This is a genomic window from Thermoanaerobacter sp. YS13 (assembly GCF_000806225.2).
GTDB lineage: Bacteria > Bacillota > Thermoanaerobacteria > Thermoanaerobacterales > Thermoanaerobacteraceae > Thermoanaerobacter > Thermoanaerobacter uzonensis.
This window is the reverse complement of the sequence record NZ_JOOI01000002.1, coordinates 757,334-772,796: the sequence shown is the minus strand read 5'-3', so window position 1 is coordinate 772,796 and position 15,463 is coordinate 757,334. Positions and strand designations below refer to the sequence as shown.

Here is a 15,463-nt window from a genome sequence, read left to right as displayed (position 1 = left end):
CGATTATGAACCTAACTCACAAAATCAAGGTTTATATCAAGACTTTTAGCCGAATGAGTAATTGCTCCAATAGAAATTATATCCACACCTGTTTTTGCAATATCCTCAATATTTTCAAAGGTAATATTTCCGGAAGCTTCAATCAAAGTTCTGCCTTCAGCTAATATGACAGCCTTTTTCATTTGATCAATAGTAAAATGATCAAGCATGATTATATCTGCTCCTGCCCCTAACGCTTCTTTAAACTCATTCATGTTTCTTACCTCAACCTCAACTTTCATAGTATGGGGAATGCTCTTTTTTACGCTTGCAATAGCCTCTTTTATACTCCCAACAACTTTTAGATGATTATCCTTTATCAATATTGCATCAGATAAAGAATATCTATGATTCTTACCACCACCTATAAATACCGCATACTTATCAAGCATTCGTAAAAGTGGCATTGTTTTTCTTGTTTCTGTCACAACTGCTTTGTAATTCTTTATTTTCTCTGCATATTTACTTGTCACTGTAGCAATTCCACTCATCCTTTGAATAAGATTTAAAGCCAACCTCTCTCCCTTTAGAATTGCCCTAGAATTTCCTTGAATCCTGGCAATAATCTCTCCCTTTTTTATCCTATCTCCATCTTTTTTCAACTTTTCAAATCTTATATTCTCATCCAGCAGAAAAAATACTCTCATTCCTATGTCTATTCCACATAAAATTCCATCTTCTTTGGCCTTTAAGATGGCATCTGAAACATTCGTATCAGGTATTAATAAATCGGTTGTTATATCTCCATATGGCATGTCCTCTAAAAGTGCCTCTTTTATCAATCTATCAATGGCAATAAAATTAAGCATTTTTATCAATTACCTCCCAACCATTTAAAGAAAATATGAGGTGCTTTTTCCAATTAATATCATCCTGTTGTGGAAAATCATATCTATAATGAGAACCTCTACTTTCTTCTCTCATCAAAGCTGCTTGAACAATTGTATACCCTACGGTGAGCATATTATAAAATTCTATTTCTTTTAGATTTTGAAGTTTTTTATTTTTTAAATAGTCTATCCTATTTATTATAAAATCAAGAAGATTTCTCAAATCACCATTTATCCTAATTATTCCTGCTTGAAAACTCATCTTTTCTCTTAATAGCTCAGCTTCGGAAATTATATTCAAGTTGTCATTACCACGTTCTTCTTTATAACCAATAGAAATAATTTTTAAGCTTCCTAATTGATGATTATTAATAAACTGTGCAATTCTTCGACCAAAGACCAAACCCTCTAAAAGCGAGTTAGATGCCAGTCTATTTGCCCCATGGACCATTGTTCCCGCAGCTTCACCGCATACAAACAGGTTTTCAACTGTGGTCTTTCCATTTTCGTCTGATAACACACCACCCATACTATAATGCTGGGCAGGAGCCACTGGTATTCTTTCTTTAGTTATATCCAATCCTATTTTGATACACTTACTGTATATATTGGGAAACCTTCTTTTTATAAACTCCTTATCAAGATGAGTAACATCTAAAAAAACATTTTTAGAATTCGTTTTTTGCATTTCAAAAAAAATAGATCTTGCAACAATATCTCGTGGAGCCAGTTCAGCTAAATGATGATAGTTTGACATAAATCTTTCGCCTTTAGAATTATATAGTATTCCACCTTCTCCTCTTACTGCCTCTGAGATTAAAAAGCTGTTGTTCATTGGATGAAATAAAACAGTTGGATGGAACTGCACAAACTCCATATCAACAACTTTTGCACCACATCTTATAGCTGCAGCACAGCCATCCCCGGTAGTTACTTCAGGATTTGTAGTGTATTTATATATATACCCATATCCACCGGATGCCAGCACTATATATTTTGAAAACAAAATAAATTTTTTCCCTTTTTGTTTGAGTAAAACGCCTACGGCAGCATGACCAATTGTTATTATATCTACTAAAAATGTATTTTCAAAAATTGTAATATTCTCAGCTAATTTCAATTTCGCACCCAAATGTTCTGAGATAATTCTTCCCGTTGCATCACCACCAGCATGAAGTATCCTTTTTTTAGTATGAGCTCCTTCCTGCCCTAAAACAATCTTGTTTTCATCATCTAAATCGAAAGGAACTCCCATCTTAATTAACATCTCTATATTAATTAAGGCTTCACTTACCAGTATTTTTGCCATTTTAGAATTACATAATCCTGAACCCGCTTTGATAGTATCCATATAATGAATATCTGGACTATCATCATTGCCAATAGGTACCGCAATACCTCCCTGAGCAATAGCAGTATTGCTATTCTGAATTGTTTTTTTAGTAATTATGGCAACTTTTATCCTTTTATCAATATTGAGGGCAGTATACATCCCCGCTATACCAGTTCCTATAATCACAACATCAAAAATAACCACATCATCTTTTTTTGTATCAAAATTTTGAAGATACCTTTTATATATCAAGTTCATCATCTCCATAAGTTTAACCAATTTTAAGCATCTTTATTAACGCTCTTTGAGCGCCTTCTAAAACATTCTCATCCACATTTATTTCATATTTTTCATGTAATAAAGCCTCTCTCACAGAAGTTAATATTGTCTTTTTCATTTCAGGACAAATCATTCTCTGAGAAAGGATATAGAATCTCTTTTCAGGATTCAAATTTTTCAAACTGTGCAAAATGCCTATTTCTGTACCTATGATAAATTCTTTTGCGGGAGATGATATCACAAAATCAATTATTTGTTTAGTACTGCCAACAAAGTCAGCAAGTTCAATAACCTCTTCTCTACATTCAGGATGAACCAAAAGTAGGGCATCTGGATGATCAGACTTTGCCTTTAAAGCATCATCCTTTTTAATTTTAGAATGTGTAAAGCAAAAGCCATCCCACAAAACTATATCCTTCTCAGGAACATTTCTCTTTACAAATAACCCCAAATTCCTGTCTGGCAAAAAAATTATCTTGTTATTCGGAATATTTCTAACTATCTTAATGGCATTTGAGGAAGTGCATATAACATCCGATTTTGCTTTAACAGAAGCAGGAGAATTAATATAACATACTATTGAATAATCAGGATATTCTTCTTTTAATCTGTCCACATCATCAGCAGTGATCATATTAGCTAGGGAACATCCTGCATTAATCTCGGGTAACAGAATCTTTTTATGTGGTGATAATATTTTTGTGGTTTCCGCCATAAAATAAACTCCACAAAATATAATCATTTTCTCTTGCCTCTGTGCACATATCTTACTAAGATAAAATGAATCTCCTACAAAATCTGCAATCTCTTGAATGTCTTTATTTTGATAATTATGTGCGACAACTATAGCATTTTTTTCTTCCTTCAGTTTTTGAATTTCTTTTGTGATATCCAGTTAAATCGCCTCCTTCGTATAATCTGGTTGTAATCCACATTAAAAATTTAATAATAAACACTCAAATTAAATACTCAAAAACCATTTTCACCCTGATAAAAAATTTTCAAGTTAAAAATTTGTTTTTATACCATGTTAAAATTTATTTAAATCTCTATAATTAGAGTATATACATGTGTATATGCATATGTCAATAACAAAATAATTACCATAGTGTAAAATTATCGTAGGATTTTTTGAGTGAAAAAAAAACAAGAGACAACCCCTGTGATAAAATAGATTATGGAAAACAAAACAACACAGAAAGGGGTGTCTCTTGTGAAAAAAAATATCTTTGAGGATATTATACTACAAAATGCTCTAAATTTCACTAGAGAAGTGGTAGACATTTTTGACGATTAATTAAACAAAGGAATGAATATTACAGAGCTTGTAAGAAGGATAAAGGAACTGACGGAGAAGCTAGGTAGCAAGGCAATATGTCATTTCTCAAATTAATTTAGCCCAAAACCGATAAAATTTTTCAGATTATTAAAGGAATTTAAAAAAATTTTTCAGATTCCTTTAGCATTAATTTCAATTGGAGAGGTTACTTATGCAAATAATTTTCCATGTTGATAACATTGAAGGATATTTACATAAAGGTAAAGATTACAATTTTCCTGCCCCACCAGATAGATGTCCTTATCCCGATTGCAAGTGTAGAGTAAAACTAAAAAAGCACGGGTTTTATTACCGTTACTATTTAGATGGATCCAATTGTATAAAAATAGCTATAAGAAGATACATATGCCCTGTGTGCAAAAGGACTCTTTCCTACCTTCCTGATTTCTGTATTCCTCATTTTCAGTATTCTTTCAATATGATTGTAAAGTCTTTAAAAGAGACACTTACAAGAGGAAAAACTCTCACTTCTTTCATAAGTGGATTAAAAAGAAACTTCTCTACCATACTATTTTCAAGACAGCATATATATTTTTACACCAAAAGGATAATGAATAATTTAAGTTTTATCATATACGGATTAAGGCAAATAGACCCTTGCGAATAAAAGAAATGAACAACCTACCCGATACTTCCTTTATAACAGAAGAAAAAATAAGACAGTATCTTTTAAAAGACAAAGAAGTGTTGGAAGCGGGTGACCCTCACAAAATTAAGCAGATTTTACCAACATATATCAATAAAATAATCGTCTACCGTGATAGAATTGAAGCCCATTTTAGGCTTTCAGTAGACGATACAGTTTGCGCGTGGATGGTAGCGGCGAGTGGATTTGAACCACCGACACTGCGGGTATGAACCGCATGCTCTGGCCAACTGAGCTACGCCGCCATATTTTTGGTTGCGGGGGTAGGATTTGAACCTACGACCTCCGGGTTATGAGCCCGACGAGCTACCGGACTGCTCCACCCCGCGCCATTGGTGCCGGAGACCGGACTCGAACCGGTACGGGCTTTTAGGGCCCGCAGGATTTTAAGTCCTGTGCGTCTGCCAGTTCCGCCACTCCGGCTTCATCTCCTTGAGACAGTATTTATTATATTATATCTATATCTCTAAGTCAATAGTTTTTTTATCCACTTTTGCAACTTCAAATGAAAATTCCATTTTATAACTTAAATTTCCCAAATTTATAAAGGACTGCTCCTTCTAAATTATCCCATTCACTAACGGTTATTTCTTTAAAACTCAGCATTTCTAATATAGTAAGTAATATAGCAGTTCCCGCAATTATTATATCAGCCCTTTGTGGCTGCAATCCAAAAATTTTTTTCCGCTCTTCCAATGTAATAGACATAAATTTATCTAAAATCCTCTTAATTTCTTCTTTTTTTAACTGATAGCCATGAACTTTTTCTTGAGAATAAATTTCCAATTGTTGAGAAACAGCAGCAAGAGTTGTTATTGTTCCTCCTATGCCGATGATATTATCAACTTCTTTGTACTTATTAATGGAATTTACCATTGTATCTATTATATGCAACCTGATTTCATCATATTCCTCAGCTGTAGGAGGGTCATTTTTAATAAATTTTTCGGTAAGCCTTACAGCACCAATATCGAAGCTTTCTTTTACAAATTCTCTACCCTCATACGCTAATTCAGTGCTTCCTCCTCCTATATCTAATACAAGTGCATTTTCTTTATTGACCCCCATCATTGCTCCTATATATCCAAACAAGCTCTCTGTTTCTCCATCTATAATTTCTACCTCTAAGCCTAGTTTTTTTACTTGCTCAAAAAAAGCATCTTTATTTTTAGCATCCCTCATCGCAGATGTTGCAAAAGCATATATAACTTCTGCACCTTTTTCTTGGGCCAATTTCACAAAGCGTTCAATCACTTCAATGCTTCTCTGTATCGCATTATTATTTAACTTACCCGTTTTGGAAATTCCTTCCCCCAATCGAGTTATTTCAACGTCTTTTTGTATCTTGTTTATATTTCCATTATTTATGTCACATATAAGTTGGCGTATTGAATTTGTCCCTATATCAATTGCACAAATTCTCATAATAACCCCCAACTATCACAGGTAAAAACCCTTTATGAAAAATCTTCGGGCATAACCCGAAGTTAATATCCATTGCTTCTTCTGTAGCCTGTATTTCTTCTCTTGGAATCAAAATTCTTTCGCAGCTGTTGCTGCCTTTCGTCTGAATCTTTTAAAAACTTAAGCAATTTCTCTTCAAAGGAACTATTAGTATTATAATTCCTATTGCTCTGCCATACAAAATCCTTTGGTTCCCTTTCTTTATTATTCTTGGGCAAAGCCTTTTTGATTGACAAACTTATTCTTCCATTAGCATCCATGGACAATATTTTTACTTTTACTTTATCATGCTCCTTCAAATGCTCCCTAATATCTTTTACATAGGTATTAGCAACTTCCGAAATGTGCACCAACCCAGTTTTCCCCTCTGGTAACTGAATAAATGCTCCAAAGTCTGTGATGTTTAACACGGTGCCCTCAACAACATCTCCAACCTCAAATGGCATATAAATAAAGATCCTCCCTCTAAAAATTTTATTAATGAGTTTATTATATATTAAGATACAAAATATTTCAAGATGAATTTCCTGAAATCACTTTTTTGTCTCTTGAGACTTAGTTTTTGAAACATCTACATAAATTATTTCTCCTTTTTTAACCAACCCCAACTTTTGTCTTGCCTCATTTTCAATAAAACTTTCACTATTTATCTGGTGGAGTAATTCATTTAAATACTTATTTTCTTTCATTACTGCAGCTTCTTTATTTTTTAAATCCCTATACCTCTTATCAAGTTTCTCTAATGCAACTTGCTGCTGAAAAAAAGTAAATCCAATATATGCAATAAAGGCAAAAAACAATATCTTCTTTAGTTTTTTCACTCATAACACCTGCTTTCACAAGGCATATAATCTATTATTTTTATTCGACATTTCTTTAAAAAATCCTTTATTTTTTCCTTTTAAAAATCTTAAAATGGGTTAAATTATTTTTTAGAAAAGCAACAGGCAAAGTTAAAATTTTTTTTGTGAACTTATAAGGAACAATAATAAAATTGACTACTATTATTCTAGCAGGATATATAATAATTTCTGCCATCTTTTTTAAAAATTTTATTGCAAATTCACAAACTCCAATTAAAGCTTGGATGATAAAATGACTTAGCAACACATAATAAAGAATGATTCCAATTGCAAATCCCAAAAAACTATAAAACCTGATTTCAACATAATTGCTTATATACATAAAATAAAGCATAGTAATTGTCCCAAAAAGCCAAAATATAATATCGGCAATATTAGAAAAAGTTTTTTTAAGCCTAAAAACTCGTCTTGTTACTTTAAAAATATCGTATATAAAACCCAGCACAAAACCACCATATACTGTTACTAAAAATGCATAAATTTGACTTTGTATGGTTATTACCATTTACATACCCTCCTTTTCTTGTTATATTATATTTATCCACTGCAACAAGAATGAAACTAAAATAGGGGCGATGCATCATGACAACAGTATATGTTTCCGGGCATAAAAATCCAGATACCGATTCTATTTGCTCAGCTATTGCTTATGCCTATCTAAAGCGCATCTCTGAAGGTATAAATGCTATACCTGTTAGATTAGGTCCTATAAACCGAGAGACAAAATTTGTACTAGACTATTTTGGAGTAGAAGAGCCTATTTTTATTGAAAATGTATATACCCAAGTACAAGACATTAAATTTGATAAACCTCTCGTTTTTAAAGAAAACACCTCCATGTTTGAAGCATGGAACACTATGATGGAAAAAAACATTAGAACAATAGCAGTAGTAGATGAGGAGAATAAATTAATAGGAATTGCCACAGTAGGAGATTTGGCAAAGGCATATCTTTCTTCTTCTCATGAATTATCTAAGTATAAAATCCCTATTGACAACATATTAGCTACTTTGAAAGGAGAAGAAGTTTTAAGATATGTAGATTATCTTGAAGGCGACATTTTAGTAGCTGCAATGTCTAAAGAAAATGTGTTAAAAAGAATAAAAAAAGGGGATATCTTAATCATTGGAGACAGAGACGATATACAACAAGTTGCGATTCTACAAGGAATAAAAGCTCTCATAATTACTGGCAACAACGGAGTCTCAGAAAAAATTCTTGAACTAGCTAAACAATATAAAGTAACAATTATAAAAGTTGTACCAGATACGTTTGACACTGTTAAATTATTAAACCAAAGTATACCATTATCATATGTAATAAAAAAGGAAGATCTAGTAACATTTAGAGTTAGCGATTATATTGATGATGTAAAAGAAGTAATGTTAAAATATAGATACCGAAACTTTCCAGTTGTCGATGAAGAAGGAAAAGTCATGGGGCTCCTTGCAAGACGACATATTTTAGACTATGAAAGAAAAAATGTCATAATGGTTGACCACAATGAATTTTCGCAAGCAGTTGAAGGAATAGGACAAGCAAGAATATTAGAAATAATTGATCATCACCGAATTGGGACAATAGAAACAGAGCAGCCAATACTATTTAGAAACCATCCTGTAGGCTCTACTGCTACAATTATAAATCGACTTTTTGAAGAAAAAGGGCTAATTCCGGAACCAAAAATAGCGGGAATAATGTGCGCCGCTATTTTATCAGATACTCTTGTATTTAAATCTCCTACTTGCACACCAGAAGACGTAAGAGCAGCTAAGAAACTTGCAGAAATTGCCAACATAGACATAAATGAGTTTGGAACTGAAATGTTCAAAGCAGGTACCTCTTTAGAAGGAAAAACTGTTGAAGAAATATTTTATACAGATTTCAAAGAATTTACAATAAATAATTATAAAATCGGCATAGGGCAGGTTAACACTCTTACAGATGCAGGAGAATTAAAACAGCAGCTTATAAGCTTTATGGAAAAAGTGAAAAAAGACAAAGACTACGACATCTTATTGCTTATGTTGACAGATATAATAAATGAGGGATCTGAAATACTTTTTGTAGGAAACAACAAAGAGCTGTTACAAAGGGCTTTTAACGTTGAAATAAAAAACAACAGCTTTTACTTGCCTTATGTCATCTCTAGAAAAAAACAAGTATTACCTCCCCTTGTTAAAGCGATAAACACCCACTGAAGTTTATCGCTTTAACTTTTCTATAATATCGCCAAAATTTCTAAAAGAAGTACATGGAATCCCATTTTCCTTACAGTATTTTTCCAAAACTCCCTTTGCAAAGACTTTATCCGCATGTTGAGAGACACAAAGGTCTGAATATCCATCGCCTATATAAACTACATAATATCCCCTAATTTTGTATCTATTCAATACTTCCAGTTTACACATACCACATTTATCACAATCCTTGCTTTTATGTGGAAAATCCACTTTTATTTTCCCATCTTCAAACCAAAGTTTGTTACTATAAAATTTTGTATTAAACCCGAATCTTTCCATAATAGCTTTTATATTAAAGTCATATCCATCGCTCACTATTATAACTTCATAATTTTTTTCTCTGCAAAAATTTAAAAATTCTATAAAATAATCATCTATTTCAACTGTGTAAAGCAAATCTAAAAGTTTTTTCTCATCTACTTCCATAAGTTTTAATGTTTCAATTGCGCATTCCTCAGTAGACATTTCCCCTTTTTCCCATAGTTCTTCATAATACTGCCATCCATCTTTTGCAAACTTTTTCACCATTAAATCAACAGTATCTACTTTAGTAACAGTACCGTCAAAATCTACTAAAAAGACTTTTTTCAATTAATCTCTCCTCCTTTATTTTACATCCAAAAGCCATTTTACAAATTTTATAGCCAAATCTTTGTGTTGGCCATTCGCCATAATTGCAATAATTTTATCATTATAGTCATATCCCAGATTTTTTAAATATTTATTATTCCATCCAACATATATTCCATAAACACCTGGTTTTAACTCACTAGAGGGTTCATCTACTTTTGCTACATTTAACCCTGATAAATTTAACTCTTTTGCCTTATCTAATCGCAAAAAAGCTCCTTCTCTTGCTAATATATCAAAATTATTTTTATCTAGAACAATGACGTCTATATCTTGAGCCCCCATTCTGGCCATTAATTTTTGAGTTGAGGCAGGGTCAAGAGTAAGATTACCATTTGTGTCTTTTACAAGCATATAAAAATCAATAGAAGCTTGTTTTTTCCCAGAAGGATCGCCAATTAATTCTTTAGTGACTTTTTTAGAAAATTCACTTTGTCTATCAGAATCCATATATTTGCCAATTAAAGCAACATTTAATATGTAATCCTTTCTATTAATAATACTATTTGTAAAAGAAACTAACAAATAGATTACTAATATACTTACAATAATATGAACTTTATAATAGTCCCACATATATTCCAGTTTTTCTTTTGTAGTCATGTTTCTAAACCAATTTTTTCTCTCCTCACTCATTTGTTTCACACCTCCCTACTTCCTTTGTGCAAAATATCCAAATCTATTATAACAATTAAACTTTTTAAAATCGAGTATATAAAACAAAATAAGCCGCAACACGCGACTTATCTAAACATTCTACTTATGAATCCCCCTGATTTTCCTATAAGGCCACTTTTGTCACTGTAATTTAAATTTACTATTTCTCCATCAATCGACACTTGTCCGTCATCAAGGTTCAATTTATTAATGTGAAGCCCTTGACCTCTTATTGTCAAAACTCCCAAATCCGTCTCCAATATTACTGTTTCTTCGTCAAAGCTTACAACATTTGTTACCCCAGAAATACTGATTTTTTCTCTATTTTCAATTGTAATATTATGAGGTTTCCCCGCCCTTGAAAAGTTCCTTTTATCTTCCATTTGAAATCTCTTTAAACCTCCTTTCTTTTTAATAGACTATTATTATCTATGAATCTTGTACTTTTTTTAGAACAAAAAAATCCTCCTTTTGGAGGATTTTAATCCCAAATTTTTACTATATTTATACCTTTAAAATAATAGTTTAGTATATCTTTTGCCTTTTTCCCCTCTTTAGCCATCTGATATGCTCCCCATTGAGACATTCCTACGCCATGCCCAAACCCTCTTCCTTTTATCACCAATTTACTTCCATCGTAAGAAACTTCATCTATCATAGTGGACTTTAGCCTTTCACTTCCAATCGCCATTCTAAAATCGGGAGCATTTACAGATGTTTTGTCAAAAAGAAAGTTTACAGTTCTTCCTGAAGCCCCTTTTGTACCTATTTTCACAGTTTTAAAATCGTTTATACCCAGTCCCATTTTCTTAAATGCATCAATCACTTCACTTTTGGTAAAAATAACCGTCCAATGCTTTACATTAGCTGGTGCACTAGGACTATCATTTGACTTTACACTCACAATATAAGGAGGTTCCGGCTCTTTGTAATTAAGGCCTTCCTTAGCCAAAGCAGTTTGTCCTGCTGCATGAGAGTGAAACCATGCATTTATAAATTTTCCGTCATAGACAGCAACTACACCTCGCGTATCTTTTACGGCTTCTTTTATTTTAGAATTTATATTTGAAGGGTTCCAGGCCTGAGCCTCCTCAAAATCTGTTGATATGTCGGCTCCAGGATATTTTGACTTTTTAGTACTTACAAAATTTAAAACATATGTCCTAGCTAAAATCGCCTGGGCTTTTAAAGCCTCAATTGGCCAATAATTTTTTATCTCTCCCGCAACTGTACCTTCAACATATTTCTCCAAAGGCATATTTTCAATTTTACCTGTTTGCACAACATAAACTTTAAGAACAGGTTCTTTGTTTTTACCTACATTTATTTTTGCAGGTATTTTAGGTAGTTCCATCCGTGGCTTCCTAATAGGTTCTGGTTTTTTTGTAGGCGGCTTGCAAGCAGTCATAGCAAATAACAAAGCTACTAACACCGCAATTAATTTTAGTTTGTTCCTATACAATTAAAATCCCTCCTATACTTTTGTTTATAGTATTTGAGGGATTTTCACAAATCATTCATTCTTCCATCAATTTATACATTTTGTAAGCCTCGTCTTTTAAAGCATGTTCTTTTACATCTAAAACCTCTACTTTGACAATTTTATTTCCAAAGTTTATCTCTATTATATCATGTTCTTTTACTTCATCACTAGCTTTTGCTTGCTTGCCATTTATAAAAATTAATCCCTTGTCACAGGCCTCTTTTGCAATCGTACGCCTTTTGATAAGCCTTGAAACTTTCAAAAACTTGTCGACCCTCATACTTCTTACCTCCAGACAAAAGTAAGAAAATCAGGTCATAAAGACCTGATTTTCTTTAAGAATTTACTAAATCCTTTAATGCTTTCCCTGCTTTGAAAATAGGAGCTTTTGAAGCAGGAATTGTTATTTCTTCTCTTGTCTGAGGATTTCTACCTTTTCTTTCAGCTCTTTCTCTTACTTCAAATGTACCAAACCCTACTAATTGAACTTTGTCACCATTCTTCAAAGCTTCTTCTACTGCTTCAATGAAAGCATTTAATGCCTTTTCAGCATCCTTTTTTGTTAACTCACTTTTTTCTGCAATTTTCGCAACAAGATCTGCCTTATTCACAACAATACCTCCTTAGTTTAAATATGTTTTACTCTTATTTATTTTATTCTTCACAAAATCGAAAAATCCTGCTAATTTACGCTTATTTTTCATTTTTTTTATTGAAATTATTCATCTTTGCTTCATTCCACAGCTTATCCATATCATTTAATGTCATTTCATCCAATTTATGCCCATTCTTTGCCGCAGCCTTTTCAATGTATTCAAATCGCTTTATAAATTTTTCCACTGTGTTGTGAGTTGCACTTTCTGGTTCTACATCTAAGAATCTAGCTACATTTACCACTGCAAAAATTAAATCTCCAATTTCCTCACTAATCTTTTCTTTATCTTTCCCTTTATACACCTCCTTTAATTCTTCCAATTCTTCATCAACTTTAGAAAGTGCATCCTCAACCCTATCCCAATCAAAACCCACTTTTGCAGCTTTCTCTTGCACTTTATAGCTTCTGATAAGAGCAGGCATATACGTTGGTACCTCTTTTAAAACTTCCGTATAAGAATTTAAATCTTTCTCCTCTTTTTTTAACTCATCCCATTTTTCTAATACGGCTTTAGAAGTTGTTAATTCTTCTCTTCCAAAAACGTGAGGATGCCTCCAAATCATCTTTTTGCATATGCCATCTACTACATCACCAAAATTGAATGTTCCCCTCTCCTTTGCAATTTGTGAATGGAATACAACTTGAAAAAGTACATCTCCTAACTCTTCTGCCATCTTATCCTCAGATTCTTTTTCAATCGCATCAACTAACTCATAACTCTCTTCCACCAAATATTTTTCAAGGCTTCGATGAGTCTGCTCTTTATCCCATGGACATCCCTTTTCACTTCTTAAAATTCTCATTATCTCTAAAAGGTCATATATGTCATACTTTTCTTGAAAGAGTGTTTGTACAGGAGGTATGTATAAAGAAGTAAGATAATCAATCCAATCGAGCCTGTCAATCATATAAAGGGGTATTGTCTCTACTACTTGTTTCCCTGGAATTCCTGCATTTTTTATAACAGTCACAGGATAACTATCTCCATATACTTCTGCCAGTTTTAATTTCACTTCTGAAGCTATAAATCTATCATACACCTGCACAACAATATTAGCACATCTTTTATCGGGCTTTTGAACATCCAAAGACAAACCATCAATTATTTTGAGGCCATATATAGGATCAATTTTCAATTCCTCTATAATGGCATCAATAAAAGAAATAGCTGGTATAACCTCTATTGATATATCGGCACAATCGTTACAAAAGTTTAATATGTATTCCACGGATTTCTCCGCTACATAAGGATGTCCTGGAACAGCATACACAACCTTTCGATATTTTTTTGCTATATCTATTATTTCCCGAGCAATATTTTCATAAACCTCTTCAAAACTAGTACTTTTTTCATACATCTTGTCAAAAGTGTCAAAAATAATCCCCTGCGTTTTAAGATATGGAACTACCGGATGTTTTTCCGTCCGCAAAAAAACCTTATCAGCATTTTTCATTTTCTCTATCGTACCCAGTGTAATGGAATCTGCCGAACCCGGCCCTAAGCCTACTATAAATAGTTTATTCACAGTAACCACCCCAAAAGCTAAAATGTACAAATAATATTATATCACTTATTTGGATTTTTATATAATTAAATTTATCTTATACTTAGCCGTTGAAAAAGCTACTAAATTAAATTATAATATATTTTAGTACACACATTAAGGAGTGGTAGTACATGGATATGGTGGAATTGGGCAAAAGAATTAGAGAAGAAAGAAAGAGGCAATTCCTAAAACAAGGAGATTTATCAGGAGACGAATTTTCCAAAGGCTATATAAGCCTTATAGAAAAAGGTAAAATAAGTCCTTCCTTAAAAGCTTTAAATTTTATCGCTCAAAAATTAAATAAGCCAGTTGTGTACTTTTTAGATGAAGACTATGTCGAAAAAGAAGAATTAAAAAAGGAACTTTCCAAATACAAAAATATACTCGAAAAATTTTTAAAGGCACAAAGGGCATTCGACAGCAAAAATTATGAAGAAGCTATTAAATTATACCTTGATATTTTAAATAATGCAATAGATGAATATTCCTCAAATTTGATAAATTTTTATCTAGCTAAATCTTATTTTGTTATTAAAGATTACCCAAAGGTCCTTGAAATTCTAGATAAAATATCTTCTTATTTTGAAAAAAACTTCTTCAATGAGATTATGGTAGAAATTTACTATATGAAAGGCTTATCTTTGGGAAATTTGCAAAAATTTCAATCTTCTTTGGAGAGTTATTTGAAAGCTTTAGATGGATTTGAAAAATATTCCTTAAAAAACGCTGAATTGAAATCCCGCATACTTTTCAGTATAGCAAATTTGTACAGCAAAATGGGAGAATTTATTAAAGCAAGAGATTATTATATAAAATGTCTTGAGTATTCTACACAAATCAAAGCAGTAGACTTTATTGCCCTTTCCAACAATGGGCTTGGACTTGTAAATCATGAACTTAAACAATACAAAGATGCTTTAAAATATATAAGGCGTGCCATTTTGATAAGCAAAACATTAAACTTAAAAGAAGACATTGCTAATGAATATAATTACTTAGGCTTTGTATATACCGATTTAAAGAAATATGACATTGCAGAGAAATATTTCTTTAAAAGTTATTCACTATACAAAGATTTAGAGGATAAAAGAGGAATGGCATATAATCTAACAGAAATAGGAAGAATTTATTATTTAAAAGAAAATTACCAAAAAGCTCTTGAGTATTTAAATGAATCTCTAGAAATTGTAAAAGAGATAAACGAAGAAGAAGAAATGGGAAGAATTTATACAATTCTTGGCAATTTACATCTAAAGCAAGGTCAATTTGAAATAAGTGAAAGGGAACTTTTAAAATCTGTGGAAATACTCAAAAACCTTGGCCTTAAGAAAGACTTGTCTGAAGCCTATAAAGGGTTGGGAAATTTGTACATTGCCCTAAATAATCCTGAAAAAGCCAAAATATATTTCAATCAATCTATAGAACTATTGTATGAAAATTTGGCATGAGGAGAA

Annotated in this window: 16 protein-coding genes, 3 tRNA genes and 2 pseudogenes; 4 read left to right on the top strand and 17 right to left on the bottom strand. The window is 32.3% G+C overall.

The window, feature by feature from the left end:
* Positions 1–11: 11 nt before the first annotated feature.
* The 3 genes from nadC to nadA are packed head-to-tail and all read right to left on the bottom strand — an operon-like array spanning position 12 to position 3,376.
* Entirely contained in the window at positions 12–848 is an 837-nt protein-coding gene (gene nadC, locus THYS13_RS11565; RefSeq protein ID WP_042834796.1) for a carboxylating nicotinate-nucleotide diphosphorylase, read from the bottom strand.
* Positions 841–2,454 (bottom strand): L-aspartate oxidase, encoded by a 1,614-nt coding sequence (gene nadB, locus THYS13_RS11560; protein WP_235603370.1) that lies wholly within the window; start codon positions 2,452–2,454, stop codon positions 841–843. Before nadB ends, nadC begins: the two co-directional genes overlap by 8 nt.
* Positions 2,455–2,473: 19 nt before the next feature.
* A complete protein-coding gene (gene nadA / locus THYS13_RS11555) occupies positions 2,474–3,376 on the bottom strand; it encodes a quinolinate synthase NadA (RefSeq protein ID WP_042834653.1) in 903 nt (300 codons plus the stop codon).
* Positions 3,377–3,694: 318 nt separating this feature from the next.
* On the opposite strand from nadA, the pseudogene THYS13_RS13980 reads away from it, so the two are divergent.
* Both THYS13_RS13980 and THYS13_RS11550 read left to right on the top strand, forming a co-directional pair.
* A pseudogene (locus tag THYS13_RS13980) lies at positions 3,695–3,856 on the top strand (ISLre2 family transposase); the annotation flags it as partial.
* Between the two features lie 115 nt (positions 3,857–3,971).
* A pseudogene (locus tag THYS13_RS11550) lies at positions 3,972–4,418 on the top strand (DUF6431 domain-containing protein); the annotation flags it as partial.
* 216 nt (positions 4,419–4,634) lie between these two features.
* Here THYS13_RS11550 and THYS13_RS11540 read toward each other — a convergent pair.
* From THYS13_RS11540 to yabQ, 7 genes are all read right to left on the bottom strand, one after another.
* Positions 4,635–4,711, bottom strand: a tRNA-Met gene (locus THYS13_RS11540).
* Between the two features lie 7 nt (positions 4,712–4,718).
* Positions 4,719–4,795, bottom strand: a tRNA-Met gene (locus THYS13_RS11535).
* 4 nt (positions 4,796–4,799) lie between these two features.
* Positions 4,800–4,889: transfer RNA gene (locus THYS13_RS11530), tRNA-Leu, on the bottom strand.
* A gap of 96 nt (positions 4,890–4,985) precedes the next feature.
* The gene (locus THYS13_RS11525) at positions 4,986–5,891 is read right to left on the bottom strand and encodes a Ppx/GppA phosphatase family protein (RefSeq protein WP_042834651.1); all 906 of its coding nucleotides are present in this window, start codon (positions 5,889–5,891) and stop codon (positions 4,986–4,988) included.
* 62 nt (positions 5,892–5,953) lie between these two features.
* The gene (locus THYS13_RS11520) at positions 5,954–6,376 is read right to left on the bottom strand and encodes a S1 domain-containing RNA-binding protein (RefSeq protein ID WP_042834650.1); all 423 of its coding nucleotides are present in this window, start codon (positions 6,374–6,376) and stop codon (positions 5,954–5,956) included.
* Positions 6,377–6,463: 87 nt separating this feature from the next.
* Entirely contained in the window at positions 6,464–6,751 is a 288-nt protein-coding gene (locus tag THYS13_RS11515; protein WP_042834649.1) for a septum formation initiator family protein, read from the bottom strand.
* Positions 6,752–6,818: 67 nt separating this feature from the next.
* On the bottom strand, positions 6,819–7,298 hold the full coding sequence (gene yabQ, locus THYS13_RS11510; RefSeq protein WP_042834647.1) for a spore cortex biosynthesis protein YabQ: 480 nt from the start codon (positions 7,296–7,298) through the stop codon (positions 6,819–6,821).
* 77 nt (positions 7,299–7,375) lie between these two features.
* On the opposite strand from yabQ, the gene THYS13_RS11505 reads away from it, so the two are divergent.
* A complete protein-coding gene (locus THYS13_RS11505; protein ID WP_042834645.1) occupies positions 7,376–8,995 on the top strand; it encodes a putative manganese-dependent inorganic diphosphatase in 1,620 nt (539 codons plus the stop codon).
* Between the two features lie 3 nt (positions 8,996–8,998).
* On the opposite strand, the gene THYS13_RS11500 is transcribed toward THYS13_RS11505, so the two are convergent.
* From THYS13_RS11500 to mazG, 7 genes are all read right to left on the bottom strand, one after another.
* Entirely contained in the window at positions 8,999–9,628 is a 630-nt protein-coding gene (locus tag THYS13_RS11500; protein WP_042834644.1) for an MtnX-like HAD-IB family phosphatase, read from the bottom strand.
* Between the two features lie 15 nt (positions 9,629–9,643).
* The gene (locus THYS13_RS11495) at positions 9,644–10,303 is read right to left on the bottom strand and encodes an extracellular solute-binding protein (RefSeq protein ID WP_042834643.1); all 660 of its coding nucleotides are present in this window, start codon (positions 10,301–10,303) and stop codon (positions 9,644–9,646) included.
* 107 nt (positions 10,304–10,410) lie between these two features.
* Positions 10,411–10,707, bottom strand: coding sequence for a sporulation protein YabP (yabP, locus tag THYS13_RS11490; RefSeq protein WP_042834642.1), 297 nt, complete (start codon positions 10,705–10,707; stop codon positions 10,411–10,413).
* Between the two features lie 98 nt (positions 10,708–10,805).
* Positions 10,806–11,786, bottom strand: coding sequence for a SpoIID/LytB domain-containing protein (locus THYS13_RS11485; protein WP_042834641.1), 981 nt, complete (start codon positions 11,784–11,786; stop codon positions 10,806–10,808).
* Between the two features lie 55 nt (positions 11,787–11,841).
* Entirely contained in the window at positions 11,842–12,087 is a 246-nt protein-coding gene (locus THYS13_RS11480) for an RNA-binding S4 domain-containing protein (protein WP_042834639.1), read from the bottom strand.
* 55 nt (positions 12,088–12,142) lie between these two features.
* Positions 12,143–12,418 (bottom strand): HU family DNA-binding protein, encoded by a 276-nt coding sequence (locus tag THYS13_RS11475; protein ID WP_003869740.1) that lies wholly within the window; start codon positions 12,416–12,418, stop codon positions 12,143–12,145.
* An 82-nt stretch (positions 12,419–12,500) separates the two neighbouring features.
* The gene (gene mazG / locus THYS13_RS11470; RefSeq protein ID WP_042834637.1) at positions 12,501–13,988 is read right to left on the bottom strand and encodes a nucleoside triphosphate pyrophosphohydrolase; all 1,488 of its coding nucleotides are present in this window, start codon (positions 13,986–13,988) and stop codon (positions 12,501–12,503) included.
* A 152-nt stretch (positions 13,989–14,140) separates the two neighbouring features.
* Between mazG and THYS13_RS11465 the strand changes: the two genes are divergently transcribed.
* A complete protein-coding gene (locus THYS13_RS11465) occupies positions 14,141–15,457 on the top strand; it encodes a tetratricopeptide repeat protein (RefSeq protein WP_042834636.1) in 1,317 nt (438 codons plus the stop codon).
* Positions 15,458–15,463: the final 6 nt, after the last annotated feature.